This is a genomic window from Pseudoalteromonas sp. Of7M-16, assembly GCF_022347805.1.
GTDB lineage: Bacteria > Pseudomonadota > Gammaproteobacteria > Enterobacterales > Alteromonadaceae > Pseudoalteromonas > Pseudoalteromonas luteoviolacea_F.
Genome location: NZ_JAKRFY010000011.1, coordinates 77,353 through 93,792, shown reverse-complemented (window position 1 = coordinate 93,792; position 16,440 = coordinate 77,353). Strand labels below are relative to the sequence as shown.

At 42.8% G+C, this 16,440-nt stretch carries 15 protein-coding genes; 5 read left to right on the top strand and 10 right to left on the bottom strand.

The window, feature by feature from the left end; genetic code table 11:
• Window positions 1-11 precede the first annotated feature (11 nt).
• Genes MHN81_RS13175 through lptD form a run of 6 tightly spaced genes read right to left on the bottom strand, consistent with a single transcriptional unit; the run spans window position 12 to window position 6,559 of the window.
• Window positions 12-812 (bottom strand): symmetrical bis(5'-nucleosyl)-tetraphosphatase, encoded by an 801-nt coding sequence (locus MHN81_RS13175; protein WP_023397610.1) that lies wholly within the window; start codon window positions 810-812, stop codon window positions 12-14.
• 4 nt (window positions 813-816) lie between these two features.
• Window positions 817-1,206, bottom strand: coding sequence for a Co2+/Mg2+ efflux protein ApaG (gene apaG / locus MHN81_RS13170; RefSeq protein WP_023397611.1), 390 nt, complete (start codon window positions 1,204-1,206; stop codon window positions 817-819).
• On the bottom strand, window positions 1,190-1,996 hold the full coding sequence (gene rsmA / locus MHN81_RS13165) for a 16S rRNA (adenine(1518)-N(6)/adenine(1519)-N(6))-dimethyltransferase RsmA (RefSeq protein WP_023397612.1): 807 nt from the start codon (window positions 1,994-1,996) through the stop codon (window positions 1,190-1,192). Before rsmA ends, apaG begins: the two co-directional genes overlap by 17 nt.
• Window positions 1,993-2,985, bottom strand: a complete 993-nt coding sequence (pdxA, locus tag MHN81_RS13160) for a 4-hydroxythreonine-4-phosphate dehydrogenase PdxA (protein ID WP_023397613.1) — start codon at window positions 2,983-2,985, stop codon at window positions 1,993-1,995. Before pdxA ends, rsmA begins: the two co-directional genes overlap by 4 nt.
• Window positions 2,986-2,996: 11 nt before the next feature.
• Entirely contained in the window at window positions 2,997-4,289 is a 1,293-nt protein-coding gene (gene surA, locus MHN81_RS13155; RefSeq protein ID WP_023397614.1) for a peptidylprolyl isomerase SurA, read from the bottom strand.
• Window positions 4,290-4,303: 14 nt separating this feature from the next.
• On the bottom strand, window positions 4,304-6,559 hold the full coding sequence (gene lptD, locus MHN81_RS13150) for an LPS assembly protein LptD (protein ID WP_023397615.1): 2,256 nt from the start codon (window positions 6,557-6,559) through the stop codon (window positions 4,304-4,306).
• A 96-nt stretch (window positions 6,560-6,655) separates the two neighbouring features.
• On the opposite strand from lptD, the gene MHN81_RS13145 reads away from it, so the two are divergent.
• From MHN81_RS13145 to djlA, 3 genes are read left to right on the top strand one after another with little or no spacing between them, the layout of a single operon-like run.
• The gene (locus MHN81_RS13145) at window positions 6,656-7,696 is read left to right on the top strand and encodes a phosphotransferase (RefSeq protein WP_023397616.1); all 1,041 of its coding nucleotides are present in this window, start codon (window positions 6,656-6,658) and stop codon (window positions 7,694-7,696) included.
• A complete protein-coding gene (gene murU / locus MHN81_RS13140) occupies window positions 7,693-8,370 on the top strand; it encodes an N-acetylmuramate alpha-1-phosphate uridylyltransferase MurU (protein ID WP_239425937.1) in 678 nt (225 codons plus the stop codon). The genes MHN81_RS13145 and murU overlap by 4 nt, the downstream gene beginning before the upstream one ends.
• On the top strand, window positions 8,360-9,238 hold the full coding sequence (gene djlA / locus MHN81_RS13135; protein WP_239425936.1) for a co-chaperone DjlA: 879 nt from the start codon (window positions 8,360-8,362) through the stop codon (window positions 9,236-9,238). Before murU ends, djlA begins: the two co-directional genes overlap by 11 nt.
• Window positions 9,239-9,243: 5 nt before the next feature.
• On the opposite strand, the gene MHN81_RS13130 is transcribed toward djlA, so the two are convergent.
• Complete coding sequence (locus MHN81_RS13130) at window positions 9,244-10,116, bottom strand: DUF3530 family protein (protein ID WP_023397619.1); 873 nt, start codon at window positions 10,114-10,116, stop codon at window positions 9,244-9,246.
• A gap of 119 nt (window positions 10,117-10,235) precedes the next feature.
• On the opposite strand from MHN81_RS13130, the gene MHN81_RS13125 reads away from it, so the two are divergent.
• Both MHN81_RS13125 and nhaD read left to right on the top strand, forming a co-directional pair.
• On the top strand, window positions 10,236-11,174 hold the full coding sequence (locus MHN81_RS13125; RefSeq protein WP_023397620.1) for a DUF368 domain-containing protein: 939 nt from the start codon (window positions 10,236-10,238) through the stop codon (window positions 11,172-11,174).
• A 267-nt stretch (window positions 11,175-11,441) separates the two neighbouring features.
• On the top strand, window positions 11,442-12,887 hold the full coding sequence (nhaD, locus tag MHN81_RS13120; protein ID WP_023397621.1) for a sodium:proton antiporter NhaD: 1,446 nt from the start codon (window positions 11,442-11,444) through the stop codon (window positions 12,885-12,887).
• Between the two features lie 30 nt (window positions 12,888-12,917).
• Here nhaD and MHN81_RS13115 read toward each other — a convergent pair whose 3' ends face one another.
• From MHN81_RS13115 to MHN81_RS13105, 3 genes are all read right to left on the bottom strand, one after another.
• Window positions 12,918-13,907 (bottom strand): ATP-dependent 6-phosphofructokinase, encoded by a 990-nt coding sequence (locus MHN81_RS13115; RefSeq protein WP_239425935.1) that lies wholly within the window; start codon window positions 13,905-13,907, stop codon window positions 12,918-12,920.
• 70 nt (window positions 13,908-13,977) lie between these two features.
• Window positions 13,978-15,804, bottom strand: a complete 1,827-nt coding sequence (locus tag MHN81_RS13110) for a choice-of-anchor I family protein (protein ID WP_239425934.1) — start codon at window positions 15,802-15,804, stop codon at window positions 13,978-13,980.
• A 166-nt stretch (window positions 15,805-15,970) separates the two neighbouring features.
• A complete protein-coding gene (locus MHN81_RS13105) occupies window positions 15,971-16,369 on the bottom strand; it encodes an MmcQ/YjbR family DNA-binding protein (RefSeq protein WP_023397624.1) in 399 nt (132 codons plus the stop codon).
• Window positions 16,370-16,440 lie beyond the last annotated feature (71 nt).

Genomic DNA, 16,440 nt, shown 5'->3' with positions numbered 1-16,440 from the left:
ATGGTTTTTGACTATTTGCTGTAAATTTGTTCATTTGTGGACAGATTTATCATTGTCATTGGACCACCCCATACACATCCTGTATCCAAAGCAACGACATTGCTCACAGATGTTTTTCCTTCGAGTGCAGCCCAGTGACCAAATACGAAACGCGTGCTGCTCGTTTTAAATCTTGGGTGACTAAACCAAGGCTGTAAATGATCAACATCGTTTTGGCTGCCTTTACTCTCGAAATCTAGTTGCCAATCTTTAGTCAAAAATCGCATTCTAGAAAACACATTGACGATGGTGTTGAATTTAGTTTGCGGATTGTCGTGAGTAATTTCTATCGCAGGCTCTTTGCCATACATACCTGACAAAAAGTCTGCAGCATGTGGGCTCTGGTAACAAGATTGTGCCCATTTTGATAACTCAAGTGCTTGTTCTATATGCCAAAATGGGTGAATTCCAGCATGAGAGATAAAACTATCAAATTCTGGCAAATAGGTGCATAGGGGCTGAGATTGTAAAAAAGACAAATAGGTCGGTAATGCGCTACTTGCTAAAAGAGTGTCTAGTTTATCTTTGGGATTAGGCGCTCTTTTATTTAATACTGTCGACAGCAGGTGCAAATCGTGGTTACCAAGCGTTACAGTAACGGAGTTTTGCAAAGAGGTGACGTGTTCCATGCAAGCCAGTGAGTCTGGTCCACGAGCAACTAGATCACCTACCAAATACAAATGATCTTGGCTCGGGTTAAAATCAACGGCTTCAAGTAGTTTTTTAAAAGGGGTATAACACCCCTGTAAATCACCTATAGCGTAACTTGCCATGTTATCAGTGCAGAATATCTGGTCGGTTGAGCCTGAAGACTTTTATTGGAGCCTTGAACTCCGAACCAAACTCATTACGCATTAAATAATAGCCTTCCATTGTACCTACGGGAGTATCTAATACAGCACCACTGGTGTATTGATAGCTCTCACCAGGTCGGATTGTTGGCTGTTCACCCACAACACCGTCGCCTTCAACTTCAGTCTCTTTGCCATTGGCGTCGGTGATCAACCAATAGCGACTTTCCAATTTTGCACTACACAGGCTATGGTTCTTTATCGTAATAGTATAAGCAAAAACGTATTTGTCTTTTTCTGGTTGAGATTGAGCTTCAACATAAAATGTCTCAACAGATACCTTTATCGGTGATCCTAATTCACTGTTTGTTGTCATAAATCCAGTTGGCAATTTCGATAAATTGAGAAAGAGAGATATTTTCCGCACGAAGTGACGGGTCTATCCCAAGTTGAGTTATTTCTTCTACCGTTAGTAAATTTGATAGGCTGTTGCGCAGCGTTTTACGTCGCTGATTAAAGGCCTCTAAACAGACGGTATTTAGTATTTTCGTGCTTTTAGCGCTGCGTTGACTGGCATCCTTTGGGATCAATCGAACAACGGCTGAGTCCACTTTAGGAGCAGGTTTAAAGCAAGTTGGCGGAACTTCAATAACCGGCATCGCATGGCAGTAGTATTGCGTCATCACACTTAGTCTGCCATATGCCTTCGAACCAGGCCCTGCGACCATACGGTTAACTACCTCTTTTTGCAGCATAAAGTGCATGTGCTCAACTTGATCTGCAAACTCAAATAAATGAAAAAGCAGTGGAGTAGAGACATTATATGGTAGGTTACCAAATATTTTTAGCTTAGCTGTTTCACTGACTAGGTTAGCAAAATCAAACTTCATTGCATCGCCCTGATGGACTGTTAACTTGCTTCCCATCGTGGGATGCGCAATTAAGCGCTCTGCAAGATCTCTGTCCAGCTCAACAACTGTGAGTTTGCCACTTAGCTCAACTACGGGCTCTGTAATTGCCCCTAAGCCAGGTCCAATTTCCACTAAGTTGTCGTTCGGAGTAGGGTCAATCGCTGTGACAATTTTATCAATGATGCTATCGTCATTTAAAAAGTTTTGACCAAATCTTTTGCGGGCGCGGTGGCCCAAATGTACTTTATCTGTCATGAATTCTGTATTTTCTTGCTTGCAAGCTTGATTGCTTCGTGAATTGCTAATTCAAAGCTACCTACTTCCACATCACCAGATGCAGCGAGATCAAGTGCAGTGCCATGATCTACCGAGGTTCTTATAAACGGCAATCCCAAAGTAATATTAACTGAGTTTCCAAATCCTTTATATTTTAACACAGGTAATCCTTGATCGTGATACATTGCCAGTACTGCATCCGCATTATCTAGGTATTTGGCTTGAAAAAGTGTATCAGCAGGAAGAGGGCCTATGAAGTTCTTGCCTTCATTGTTGAGCTTTTCAAGTACTGGCGAAATTGTATCAATTTCTTCATTCCCTAAATGTCCGCCTTCTCCAGCGTGAGGGTTTAGGCCGCACACTAAGATCCTTGGGTCTTCAACACCAAATTTAGTTTGCAAGTCATGGTAGAGAATGTTTGCAACCTTAGTCAGGCGCTCTTGTGTTATTGCCTTTGAAACATAGGCCAGAGGTATGTGAGTAGTGGCTAAAGCAACTCTTAACCCTGTCGTAGCGAGCATCATTACCACATCTGGTGTGTTGGATTGATGAGCAAAATATTCGGTATGACCACTAAATGAGATACCTGCTCTATTAATTATCCCTTTGTGGACAGGCCCTGTGACAACAGCATCAAAGGTGCCATCCATATTTTTCTCGGAAGCTATACGCAGCGTATCTAGCACATATTGACCGTTTTGTTCATCAAGCTGTCCTGGAACAACGTCACATCCCTTGTCTACTTGAAGGTAGTACAGTTGTTTAGGTCCTGCGGGCGTTACATCTTGTTGAGGATCAAATGGGAGTAATTCAATCTCTAAACCTAGCTCACTGGCTCTTTGTTCCAGTATGGTACGGTCTACAACTGCAACAAGCTGGGCAGGCCAGCTTTGTTGCGCTAACTTAATCACTAAATCAGGGCCAATTCCAGCAGGCTCACCAGGAGTAATAGCTATTCTCAAGCTCATATACACTCTTCTTATTTGCTCTCTAGTACTTCAACGTGAGCTTGCTCTCGCATTTCTCTCATCCATTTGAAGCTTTCTTCTTTGAATTTTCTTCTAAACAATAGTTGGTGCGCTCTATTCATTTTTGCTTGTTCAGTTTTATCTGCAACGCGCTTATCTAGAAGCTGTACAATATGCCAACCAAATTTACTGCGAAATGGTTCACTGATCTCATCTTGCTCAAGGCTTAACAGCGTGTCTCTAAATGCTGGCACATACGTAGTTGGATCTGTCCAATCGTATTCACCGCCTTTGAGTGCTGAGCCTGGATCTTGAGAATGCTCTTTTGCAAGTTCGGCAAAATCCGCTGTGCCAGCTCTTAAATCTTTGACGAACCCTGCTAACATATCACGGGCTTTTTCTTCGCTTAGAATAATAGACGGTTCTAATAGAATGTGTCTTGAGCGAACTTCAACTGTTTCGACAACCTCACGCCCTCTGACATCCTGAACTTTAACTATGTGGAAGCCAGCTCCTGAACGCAATGGACCAACTAATTCGTCTTTCTTTTTACCTTTGATGGCTTCGGCAAATAGCGTTGGCATCTCATTGATACCCATCCAGCCTAGCTGACCACCGTCAAGTGCATTGGCGCCACCTGATGAGGCGATTGCAATGCGCTTAAACTCTTTTCCGTCGTTTAAGAACTTAATGACGTTTTCTGCACGCTCTCTGGCTTCTGCAATTTCTTCAGGGTTTGCTTTGCTTTCTACTTTTATCAGAATGTGGCCGATATTGTATTCCTCGCTTTGACCTGTTTGTTGTGCGAGGATTTTATTCAAGTTATCGATTTCTTGTGGACTTATGTAAACTCTTCTATCAACTGCGCTGCGCTTAACTTGTCCGACCGTGATCTCTTTTCGTATTTCCTCTCGATAAGCTTGGAAACTGTCACCAGCTTCTTCAATTGAGTTGCGAAGGTCAACAATGGTGCCACCTTGCTCTTTTGCGATATTTGCTAAAGTCTGATCTAAATGGGCGTCAGAGATAGTTAGACCCATTCTATTTGCAAGCTGCAAAATTAAGGTTTCATCAATCAATTTATCAGTTGCTTGAATACGCAATACTTTGTCCGATGGTAACTCTGTACCTTGTTGACTTGCTTGTTCTTTGACTCGATTTACGATTTGATCTACTTCACTTTGAAGTACAACACCATCATTAACAGTGGCAACTACTTTGTCTATTTGTATGCGTTCAGCTAGCGCCGGCTGACATAGTGCGGCACTTAGTACGGGAATGAGTAACAGCTTTTTGAAATTCATAAGAGTCTTTGTTGTTAATTATTTAAAAAATAAGGTCTTCTATAACCAAATATACCTTGTTTCAGTAATTGGCTTGCATCGTATCTCGACTTGCTCCCCAACCCTTTTAACACAAAATTGAAATTTATGCTCGAGTCGAAAACCGGGTCTTGAAAATTTGTAGACTGATTCAAGTCCGTTTCTATGGTCCGGTTGCCTGTAATTTGAACAGCCCAGCAACACGATTCGTATTGCACACCGGCAAATACTTCAATACTGCGCTTACTTGTCAAATCGCGGTGGTAACTTGCAACCACTTGCCAATTGTCATCAATTGGTAAGCTGGTGAAGATACCGACTTGATCTATCTCATTACCTGAGACATCGTTAGCATAGTGATGGTTCAACTGTACCAGCTTTTTATTGTTGCCTCGATAGTCAATTGTCATATGCGAACGGATCAGGTCCTTTTCGTCGGCATCATATTGTATACCACCTGAAAAGTACCATCTTGGGTGCCAGTGTATTTTGGTCTCCGCTGCAAAAAGTGCATTGTAGTTATTGTCACCAAAACGTCCATCAAGCGTATTTTTTGTTGGTTTGACCGAGTCACTTAGATAAATGATTTGACCCATGCTAAAACTGAATCGCTCAATATTTTTATTGTCAAGCAAGCGAGTAGTTGCACCTAGAGTAAATTGATTTGCTTCAGAGATATAGTCGACGCTGGAAAAGCGACGTTCTCTAAACAAACCAAAAAAGTCATCCTGCATCTTTACAGTATCGTACTGGCCGATTTTGCTTTGATCCTTTTTAGGTGTGTATAAATATTGGATCTGAGGTTCTAATGTTTGCGTACCATCGGCGAGTAAGAAATGTGTGCTTCGCTCCAAGTTTAATTGTCCGTGCAAACGGACCTTAGGTAACGTGCGTGAAGTTGATTCTGCGTATTCACTCTCACTAAAATGACCATTTTGTTCATAATGCGTATGCAGAAGAGCAAACTTTGAGTCGAATGACCAAGCGTAATCACTGAGGTTGTAGGTTACACTTGGCTCAAGGTGAAGACGGGTTGCGTCCGTGATTTGAGCATCACTGTTCTTAAAGTGACTCATTTGTCCAGTGAAACGCCAGTCAGCGCCTAGGTACTCTTCTGGAGTACGGTTTTTAATTGTGATTTCTGGAAACGCAGAGTAGGATTCTACGTGGTTACCCAATACTTCAAAATTTTGTACCTGCAAATCGACAAGCCAATCTTCTCCAAGATAGCTTAGTTGGCCTTTTCGCGCCAAATGAGTATCCGTTTGATTTGCGTAGTTTGATCCTAAGTCTGTTAAGTAATTGTCATCACTCACATTCGTTACATCAATATTTGCACGCCAAAAATCGTTAAAATAACTTTTTTGCTGCCAATGAACTAAATAACGTTCATCTAAATTTGCTTCTGATTTGTCGTTGCTCAATATCTCAGCTGCGATAGTTCCGGTATGTTGTTCTGTTAAATAGCGGAATTCGCCCTGCAATTGCAGCCCTTTGTTTGACATATACCTAGGAGTCAGTAATGCGTCATAATTTTCTGCAAGGTTGAAATAATAAGGCGTGACGATTTCTAGACCATATCTATTTGAACTAGATAGCGTCGGGGTGAGTAATCCAGACTTTCTTTTATCGTCAATTGGAAATGTGAAATAAGGGATATAAACAACAGGCGTATCGAGTATCTTTAAAACGGAGTTATATGTTTCTCCCCAGCCTTTTTCTTTGTCCAGAGAAATTGTACTTGCTTCGAGTTCCCAAAAAGGGTTGTCGCTTGGGCAGGTTGTGAAGCTTGAGTTGAACAGGTCGACTTGGGTTGATGTTGCACGAAGTTTTTCAGCTTTCCCTTTACCTTGTTGTTGAGTCAATTGATACTGTGCGCCGAGCAAGCTAAATTCACTTTGACTGAGATCGGCATACATACCTGAACTATTGACCATGGTGTAGTCATCTTGAAAGAGCAAGGGGCCCGAAGCATGCAGAAGCCCTTTCTGCTTATCTATCAGTGCGCTCTCGGCTGTGACGGTCATGGTGTTGGTACTAACAGCAACATCCCCTGAAAACTCAGCACTTTCTTTACCCTGAAGTTCGACTTTATTGGCTTGAATATCGATGGTGTCGGGTAGCAAACCGGTCATAGGTTGCCAGTTTTTTGGCTGAAGATAGTCTTTACAGAGCCCGCTAACAGTGTTCGAATTAGCTATAGCCTGTGTACTAATAAGGGGTAGGACTAAAATGCCCCAGTTTTTGTTCATTTATCGACCTTGTCTACCTAGCACCACGATTCAGCCAGACATAATAAATGAAAACAGTGTTAAATACAGTAATTAAGATCAGTAATTGGTGAAAATATGGCGAGCCCAACTCTAACACTTGCATTGCAACGAAAAGAACAAAGAATACGCTTTGTCGAGACACATATTAAACAACTTAAACAAGATGATGATGAATTGAACATCTCTGCTATTACAGGAGATGCAAGCTTTAGATTATATTTTCGCGTTCGCACAACACAGTCTGAGCATATCTTAATGGATGTACCACCAGAAAAAGGCTCGATTGAAGCATTTGTTCACCTCAATCATGTTTTTTCTCAAGGTGGATTGGCTGTACCAGAGATATTGGCTTTCGATATCGAGCTTGGGTTTGTGCTGTTGGAAGATTTGGGGTCGGTCCATCTTGCAGATATTATTGCTCAGCAAGGGGATTACAGTTGTTACAGTGAGTTACTTGCTTGGTTGCCGCAAATTGCAACGCTTGAAGTATCTAAATGGATGAACACTTATGACGCAGCGTTTATCGAGCAGGAGATAAACATTTTTAAATCTTGGTTACTGGAATCTTGGCTGAATTATAGGTGCACCGCTGAGGTAACGCACAATTGGCAACTATTAGTTACCCGCCTTAGCGAGTCTATGGTAGCGCAGCCTCAAGTTGTAATGCATCGAGACTTCCACAGCCGCAATATTATGTATAGCCAAGCCCGTGGGCGTCTTATTGACTATCAAGACGCAGTAGTGGGCCCTGTTTGTTATGATGCTGTTTCGCTGCTAAAGGATTGCTATCTTAAGTTGCCGTCACAACAGTTTGAGCAATTGAAGAGAGAAAGTTATCAGCACCTTTCAGACGCCGGATTACTCCCTGATATGTCTTTTGCACAATATGAAGAGTATTTTAATTTAACAGGACTACAAAGGCATTTAAAAGCGGCAGGTATTTTCGCTCGGTTACATTTGCGAGATGACAAACCTGGCTACTTACCAAGCATATTACCAACTATAAATTACATCGTGGAAACTGCGGAGATGTTTACTGAGTTTCAATGGCTTGCAACTTGGTTACAATCCGAGATAATACCTATGATAGAAAAGAAATTAACAGAATCATTATGAAAGCAATGATCTTAGCCGCTGGTCGCGGGCAGCGTATGATGCCCTTGACCGCAGATATGCCAAAACCTTTATTAGAAGTTGGCAATAAGCCACTAATACAATACCACCTCGAAAGATTAAAGTTGGCAGGTATTACGCAAGTGGTGATCAATTTAGCGTGGCAAGGCGACAAAATAGAACGCTATTTTGGTGATGGCAAGCGTTTAGGTATGCAAATTGACTACAGTTACGAGCCCGATGGGGGGCTGGAAACTGCCGGTGGAATTGTTAAAGCAATGCCAATGTTGTGCAAAGATCATGATACTTTTATTGTGATTAATGGTGATATCTTTACCGATTATGATGTACATGCGTTAAGTCAGTTACAACTTATGCCCGCAGAAGCACACCTAGTTTTGGTGGAAAACCCACCTCACAACCCCGCTGGAGATTTTCGTTTAAGTCACCAACCAGCCAATGAGCAAACTTATACATTTTCTGGTATCGGGCTGTATCATAGGGCATTTTTTGACAACCTTTCAGTAGAAAAAATTCCACTTGGACCAATGTTAAGATCTGGAATAGAGGAAGGGGTGGTTTCTTGTGAATTGTACGTCGGGGTATGGCATGATATAGGTACACCAGAGCGACTGTCTGAGATCAACGCAGCCTTGGAGGCTAGTAATGTGGGGTAAAATTCTAGGTACTGGGTTTGGTTTTTTGTTTGGGAAATGGCTTGGAGCTGCCCTTGGATTTTATTTGGGCCATTTGTTTGATAAAAGCTTAAAGCAAGACTTTGACAAGGCTGGTGGGTTTCAAGGTTTTTTTAGTGGCGATGACCTAAATGAACGTCAAGCACTGTTCTTTTCTAGCTGCTTTGCGGTTATGGGCCATATCGCGAAATCTAACGGTAGAGTGAGCGAGGTGCATATCCGTGCCGCTTCAGCTTTTATGGATGAGATGGCTCTACATGGTGACGACCGCAAAGAAGCACAAAGTGCCTTCAACTCTGGTAAGCAAAGTGACTTTTCTATTAAAGAAGCTGTAGAGGACTTTAAAGAGGCATTTGCACGACGCTATGATTTATTGCAGCTGTTTTTAGAGATTCAAATTCAAATGGCGTTTTCAGACGGCCACCTTTCCAGCAAGGAGTTGGAACTGCTGAAATTGGTCAGTAAATTTTTAGGTATTGGTAACAAGCACTTTAATTTCGTATTAAAACGCTATCAAGCAGAATTTAAGTTCAGACAGCAGCGGGCTCAATGGCAATCGCAGCAGCAAAGCCGTCATTCACAAAGTAGTTTTAGGCAAGAGCGTGAACAGTCGGGTAACTACCGCCAAAACACAGCCGCTAGCACTGATGTATCCAAGGAGCATGCATTAGCCGTGTTAGGACTTGAGCAAGGTGCAAGTGATAAAGAGATTAAACGTGCATACCGTAAATTGATGGCACAGCATCATCCAGACAAATTGGTATCTCAAGGGTTACCTGAACATATGATGGAAGTTGCAAAAGCCAAATCGCAAAGTATTCAAGCGGCCTACGAAGTGCTTAAAAAATAGCACGTCTAGAGCTGTCTTAAAAAACCAGAAAGTTCTTTTCGCAATCTATAATGTTGGTTTTGTTGGGAGTTTTGGCCGAAAAGCTCCCTTTGACGATAATCGTATTTACTATTTCTTTTTGCCCATCGACGTCTATCTTTGATTGTGTGAAGCACAGCAGGGTTATCGTATGAATAAAAAACGTCTAGCAGTGCTGGGCTTACCAGCGATAAACTTGCTGCGAGGTGCTTGTTTCTATTTGGGTTTGCAAGTTGAGCGCTGACAGTGACCAAAGCATCCACACGTATTTTGGGCAGCGTAGCTAGATACTCGGCAAATAACCCCGCACTGTTGCCAAACGCAACAATGGCAATGTGCTCATGTTCACGTAGCGCCAAAGTTTTATATAGCGCATCAAAGCGTGCCACAAGTTCAGTTTTGTAATCATTTAGGGCGGATTCGCTTATCGCAGAGATAACAGTTTGTCGCGGTGCGTTTGATTCGCTTTTGGCTGTATTTGCAATGGCGTCTTGCATTAAGTCGGCGTTGGCATTGAAACCGGGCGAGGGGATCACATAGGTGTCGTAGCCATCATCATTGAGTGCCTCACGCAAGTAACTCAGACCGTTTCCTTGTAAAGGCGACTGCTCTATGCCTGGCAGCATGACAATAATACCTCGCTTGCTACCACTCATATATTCGGAGAAAAGCACAGGGATCTCTCTGTCATCGTCTTTGATAGTAATGAAAGAGTCGCTGGGCAACCAGTAACTCAAATCGGCTTCTATTACTTCGACTTTGGCTACAGGTGCAATGTGCTCTATTGCTAAACTCTGGTTTTTGAATGCGGCGATAGTGCATAAAAAAATAATTAAATGTGAAATTATCGTATGTTTCATCGAGTATTCGTCAAATCCGCTGCGGCTAACTTAAGTATCGACTAAAAACCAGCGAGCTTTAGTATTTTAATTCGGGAATTTGATACACTGTGCGGGTATCAAATTATGGAGGTTCAAAAGTGTCTAAAGTGGCAGATAGCAAACGTGATTATATTTGGCTGTTTTTTAAAGGTGCAGGTATGGGCGCTGCGGACGTTGTTCCAGGTGTTTCCGGGGGGACAATTGCTTTTATTACCGGTATCTATGCACGCCTTTTAGCCGCAATTAAAAATGTCAACGTAGCCGCTTTACAGATGGTTTTGAAGGGGAAAATAAAAGATGCGTGGGCACATGTTGACGGAAACTTTTTGCTAGCTGTATTTGGAGGGCTATTTACCAGTGCTTTATCACTGGCAAAAATTATTACCTATCTGCTAGACAATCATCAGCAGCTGGTTTGGTCATTCTTTTTTGGGTTGATCATCGCCTCATTTGTGTACATTGCAAAACAGGTGGAGCGCTGGCAGCTTAAGCACATTGCAAGTTGTGTTGTTGGAGCGCTGATAGCACTGGTGATTACATCATTGAGTCCAGCGGAAGCTCAGGCACAACCTTGGTTTTATTTCGTTGCTGGAAGCATTGCAATTTGCGCGATGATTTTGCCCGGTATTTCCGGGAGCTTTATTTTGCTTTTGTTGGGAATGTATGGACATGTCTTAAATGCGGTGAATGATCGTGACTTTGCTCTGGTTGGCTTGTTCTTGATTGGATGTGTGTGTGGGCTGATGATGTTTTCAAGATTTTTATCGTGGCTCTTGGCACGATTTGAACAAGTTACATTTGCTTTGTTGTCTGGTTTTCTCATCGGCTCATTAAACATGTTGTGGCCATGGAAAAAGGTCGTGACAACCTATGTCAATTCGAGCGGCGTTGAAAAGCCTCTAATGCAAAAAAATATTTCACCGATGGAGTTTACGCAAGTCACGGGTCAAGATGCCCAGTTACTACTTTGCTCAGTACTGGCTGTTGTAGGACTGATGTTAATACTAGCGCTAGATAAGCTTAGCCATCAGGACTAACCTAATTGCTAAATCGAGCCACTTTCTATGTGGCTCATTTTTTGTCGTTTGAGCTTCCCATTGCTCTTTTTACCTGAGCCAACAAAATCAAGTTAACGAAATAATCATAATTCCGCGATATCATAAGGTTCGCCATGTTAGCTCATGCTTTCACCTGTTTTTTCGTAAACCAGCTGTAAAAATTAGACTAGAGTACAATGCCACAAGTGTAAAAAGTGTGTTACTTTCTGGCGAAGATGTACTCACTAAACAAGGAAACACCTTGAAATGAAACTTGTAGGGATAAGTTGCCTGCTATTGTTCTGTTTGCTGGGGATCAATTTTTCAGCGTTTGCTTCTACTACTCAACTCGATTTGACCGCTAACACTTTGGGTTTTATATGCATAGCCATTTTTGTGGTTGCCTATACCCTTGTAATGCTGGAAGAAAAATTACATATGCGAAAGTCAAAACCGGTTTTGGTTGCCGCTGGGTTAATTTGGATTTTAATTGGCGCTTATTATATTGAGCAAGGCATGCCAGATGCAACTGAGCATGCTTTTCGCCATAACCTACTCGAGTTTGCAGAACTCATGCTGTTTTTGTTAGTGGCAATGACGTATATCAATGCACTGGAAGAGCGCAGGTTATTCGACTCGCTTCGCGCATGGATGGTAAGAAAAGAATTCAACTACAAAACCCTGTTTTGGCTAACGGGCTTTTTGTCATTTTTTATTTCACCTATTGCCGATAATTTAACTACAGCTTTGTTAATGTGCGCCGTGATCATGAAAGTAGCGGAAGGAGACAAAAAGTTTATCAATCTAAGTTGTATCAATATCGTTGTCGCTGCAAACGCAGGTGGAGCCTTTAGCCCATTTGGTGATATCACTACGCTGATGGTGTGGCAGGCCGGGATGGTTAAGTTTAATGAGTTTTTTGTATTGCTCGTGCCGTCAATTGCAAACTATGTGGTACCGGCGGCGATAATGAGTCTGTTTGTTCCAAATAAGAAACCCTCCGCGAGCTGTGAAAGCGTTGAGCTTAAACGCGGTGCGCTGCGAATTTTGACTTTGTTTTTATTAACCGTTGCTACAGCCGTAATGTGCCACAGTTTACTACATTTACCACCGGTGCTTGGCATGATGATGGGGTTGGGTTATTTACAGTTTTTTGGTTATTTCTTACGAGTCACACTGCCTGGATCTTTAGCGCGCAAAATGGCGATGGCAGAGCGCGAAGGAGACAAAGAGCGACTCAAGAAGTTGGGCAGTGTGGTGCCATTTGATGTGTTTAGTAAAGTGTCCCGTGCGGAATGGGATACGTTGTTGTTCTTTTATGGCATTGTTATGTGCGTTGGTGGACTTGGCTTTTTGGGATATCTCAATTTAATGTCTCATATTTTATATGGTGGCTGGTCTGCAACTGGGGCAAACGTATTCTTAGGGGTGATATCTGCGGTGATCGATAATATTCCGGTGATGTTCGCCGTTTTGTCAATGCAGCCTGAAATGTCCCATGGACAATGGCTACTGATCACGTTAACAGCTGGTGTCGGGGGCAGTTTACTGTCAATCGGTTCCGCAGCGGGTGTTGCCTTGATGGGACAAGCCAGAGGAAACTATACGTTTTTTGGTCACTTGAAGTGGACACCTGTGATTGCATTGGGATATGCCGCAAGTATTTTGGTTCACCTTTGGTTGAATGCTGATCTTTTTGATATTTATGGCTAAATCATCGTCTTTAAAGAGCGAGTTAGGGCGTTAAGTTAGTTGGCAGATCTGATGGTAGGCCAAGCGTAATGCTTGGTCTACCGGTTTACTTTGCTCTGTTGCTCGGATAATGCAGTTTGTCGAGATTTGTCCATGTACTTTGCCGACCATAATACCCGATCTATTTTTAGCAGCCCTTACCGCTTCAATGCCTAGCTCCGTCGCTAGAATGCGATCTTCTGGACATGGGTTGCCGCCTCGTTGAATGTAGCCTAAAACGCATACTGCGCTCTCAATATTTGCGGTTTCTCGCAGCGCAGCTTGTAGGCCATGGGGTCCCCCAGGCCATAAATTCTCTGCCAGAACAATAACAAAGCCACTGTGGTTGTGTTGCCGCTGAGATTGGATCTGGTTTATTAAGTCAGCTTTTACTTGCTCTAAATTTTTACTGTCGCAATTTTCGAACGATAATATGGCTTCAGCACCTGTAGCTAGCCCGACATTGAACGCAATATGGCCACTGTGGCGTCCCATGACCTCAACAATAAATACGCGTTCAAAGGCATTTGCAGTGTCACGAATTTTGTCGATTGCATGTGTTGCCGTGCTCACAGCAGTCGCAAAGCCAATGGTTTTGTCAGTACACGCCAAGTCGTTATCTATTGTTGCTGGTATGCCAATTAGGTGTCCATGCCAATATGGTTGTAATGCCATCATTCCCCGAAATGAACCGTCCCCACCAACCACAATCAGCGCATCAATATTGTGTCGCGTAAGTGTACCGGCCACTTGTTCAACACCTTCATTGTTATGCATTTCTTTACAGCGTGCGCTTTTTAAAATGGTGCCACCCAATTGAATAATAGGCGCCACCAAATCAACGGTTAGTTCTTTGAATTCATCGAGCATTAGGCCATTGTATCCATGAAAAAAGCCCAAGCATTGAATGTTTTGTTCGTGACAGGCGAGTACAATCGAACGAATGGCAGCATTCATGCCTGGCGCATCGCCGCCGCTGGTGATAAGTGCTATGCGTTTCATAAAACCCCCTCAGTATTTAAGGTGCGATGCTAGCTTTATCCTAGACAGCGATGCTCAAATGTCAAAAATGTTACTGACTCGACAATGACCAAATAGAAATGCTGCCAGAGATCTCGTTACCTACAACTAACAAAGCTTCACCTGTCGGGCTTTGCGCTTGGTCAATAAAAACCATTCCTTCGGGAGCAAGATCGCCACTTATCTCAGCATCGGCTTCCAAGCCTCGGTTGATCATGTAAGTATTCATGGTGACATTGAAAGGGTTGGTCACGTCATAAATGAGAATTCCACCCATGCGTTCTAGGCCAATAAAGGCGTAAGTACGGTCATTTATCTGTCCGATGGCAAGTGCTTCGGGTTCAGCTCCTTTGGCATCTGAGCGTGTATCTCCCTTGTTTTCATCTTCATCATTATTGAATGCTGAGCCGTGAATTGCGGCTGTAATCTTGCCAATCTCATCCCCAGAATCATAGACTCTATAGCCGTTGTGGTCCCAAATCGAGAAAGATCGCGCGCCGTAAGTATAGAGTGCTTCGTATTGGTTATCTTTGTCAGCATCTCCTAATACTGTACTGACCTTTAATCTGCCAATATCTTGGTCGTCATTATTCACATAGTCAAAGTTGTTACCCAGCGTTAAATCTTCCGCCCTGATCTCATCGGTATACGCTAAGCAGCCATCGTCTTTGTCGTATTCAAGGCCGCCATCCGCTAAACAAGTGTTTTCATCAGGAGAGTCAAAGAAGTACTCTCTGCCATCTCCTTCGTTGGCAGAAATGATAAAGTTTGCGCCTTGCCATTGATAAGCCGATATTGAATCCGGCTGATACATACCGTAGAGCCCTGGGTATGATGAAAAGTTAATTGCGTTGTCTTTATCAGAGGCGTCTAACGTCCACTTCCCCCAGTCTTTAAAACCGAGACCATGAATAGATAGACTGTTGTCTTTGAGGTCAACTTTTGCGATGGCATTATTTTCTTGTAATGAAATATAGGCATAGCGGCTATCTTTGCTGATTGTGACGTATTCTGGCTCAAGATCCATAGAAACAGTGGTCTTTATCTCTTTGCCTTTAATGGTTCTACCAGTCGGATTGGCAAATACAACCCCTTGTTTGGATAGTGTTGCCATTTGATCATCAAACTGGTTGAAGTTTAGGATCGTAGCATTATCTTCAACTTGGCCGTTATTGATCGCGATTATGGCTATGCTACCTTCGGGGTCAATACTGTAGTCACCTTTGGGCTCGCCTTCATTGGCGACAATGACTTTGGCGCCATCTGGTGTAAATGTTACCATATCTGGTAAATAACCAACGCTAACAGATTTGATAAATACAGGCTTAGAAGCCGAAATGTCAAAAAATGCGATTTTGCCAGCTTGACCAGTTTCTTTGGCTATCGCAACAGCAAGCAAGTTCCCGTGAATTGCTAAACTATTCGCATCTCCGCTTTCATGCTCGTTTAAGTTTACTGTCTCTTTGCTTTGCAGGTTTGTGCCTGTGATAACTCCGCGTGCGTTTTTGGTGAGCGAATCTGTATCCATTTGCCCAATCTCGATAATTTCAACTGTCGCAGGGGTTGCAGAGCTATTAAGTGCAAAGATACGTTGGCTAGGGGCATGGTAACCGACAATTTCAGCAGCCCCTTCAGGGCTTTGTGCGTTAAGAACTGCACGGCCAACCAGTACTGGCGTTAATTGCGCATGAGCATTAACTCCAGGCTGTCCTGCTGCACCTGGCGTGCCTTGATCGCCTTTTTCCCCCGCTGGCCCGGTCTCGCCAATTTTCCCCTCAGCGCCATCAATTCCATTTGTGCCATTATTACCATCGTCGCCATCAAGTGAACAACCGGTAAAGAGGGCTGAAAGGACAAAGGGAAGTAAGATTTTTTTCATAGTCGTCTGTTCCTAAAACATCTGTATTTTGATGCGCATAATTAACCACAACAAATTTACAGCAGGGTGACAGAACCATCAGAAAGGAGAAAAGTAGTGCTAAAGGGTAAGGAGTTTAAGCAGGGGAGGGTTAAATGGCCCTCGCACACAGTGCGAGGGAGGCCAATTAATTACCACCAGAAGTGATACGGTTTAACTCTTCACGTTGTGCTGTAGGCAGGTTATCCACAACAATGTTGTAAGAGTCATCAATTAACTTTTGCAATTCGTCTTCAGGAATGCTGCCATCAAGCACAATGGTATTCCAAAGACGCTTGTTCATATGGTATCCAGGTACAATCGATGAATATTTGTCACGAAGTAACAAGGCTTCATCAGGGTCGCATTTTAAATTTAGCCACCACACTGGTTCACCATTTTCATTTGTTTGGCCTTCTTTACCTTCATAAAGCGTTGCAAACATTTTATGTTGCACTTTATACACATCTACTTCTTGTGCAAACGGCTTGGTAATAAAGGTCCCAGGCTTTGCCTGTAAATAATTATGTACACTCTTCTGATCCATAGCCCGTGTCCTTGAAAAAACTATATTAATTAAAACAACATGGGGCTAATTTTAGCAGCTATTGAGAGAAT

Excerpts from the sequence above, each read along its gene's own strand:
- MHN81_RS13105 (WP_023397624.1), bottom strand. The coding sequence starts at position 16,369 with ATGGATCAGAAGAGTGTACATAATTATTTACAGGCAAAGCCTGGGACC.
- rsmA (WP_023397612.1), bottom strand. The coding sequence starts at position 1,996 with ATGACAGATAAAGTACATTTGGGCCACCGCGCCCGCAAAAGATTTGGT.
- MHN81_RS13145 (WP_023397616.1), top strand. The coding sequence starts at position 6,656 with ATGGCGAGCCCAACTCTAACACTTGCATTGCAACGAAAAGAACAAAGA.
- nhaD (WP_023397621.1), top strand. The coding sequence starts at position 11,442 with ATGAAACTTGTAGGGATAAGTTGCCTGCTATTGTTCTGTTTGCTGGGG.
- surA (WP_023397614.1), bottom strand. The coding sequence starts at position 4,289 with ATGAATTTCAAAAAGCTGTTACTCATTCCCGTACTAAGTGCCGCACTA.
- djlA (WP_239425936.1), top strand. The coding sequence starts at position 8,360 with ATGTGGGGTAAAATTCTAGGTACTGGGTTTGGTTTTTTGTTTGGGAAA.
- pdxA (WP_023397613.1), bottom strand. The coding sequence starts at position 2,985 with ATGAGCTTGAGAATAGCTATTACTCCTGGTGAGCCTGCTGGAATTGGC.
- apaG (WP_023397611.1), bottom strand. The coding sequence starts at position 1,206 with ATGACAACAAACAGTGAATTAGGATCACCGATAAAGGTATCTGTTGAG.
- MHN81_RS13130 (WP_023397619.1), bottom strand. The coding sequence starts at position 10,116 with ATGAAACATACGATAATTTCACATTTAATTATTTTTTTATGCACTATC.
- lptD (WP_023397615.1), bottom strand. The coding sequence starts at position 6,559 with ATGAACAAAAACTGGGGCATTTTAGTCCTACCCCTTATTAGTACACAG.
- MHN81_RS13115 (WP_239425935.1), bottom strand. The coding sequence starts at position 13,907 with ATGAAACGCATAGCACTTATCACCAGCGGCGGCGATGCGCCAGGCATG.
- murU (WP_239425937.1), top strand. The coding sequence starts at position 7,693 with ATGAAAGCAATGATCTTAGCCGCTGGTCGCGGGCAGCGTATGATGCCC.
- MHN81_RS13110 (WP_239425934.1), bottom strand. The coding sequence starts at position 15,804 with ATGAAAAAAATCTTACTTCCCTTTGTCCTTTCAGCCCTCTTTACCGGT.
- MHN81_RS13175 (WP_023397610.1), bottom strand. The coding sequence starts at position 812 with ATGGCAAGTTACGCTATAGGTGATTTACAGGGGTGTTATACCCCTTTT.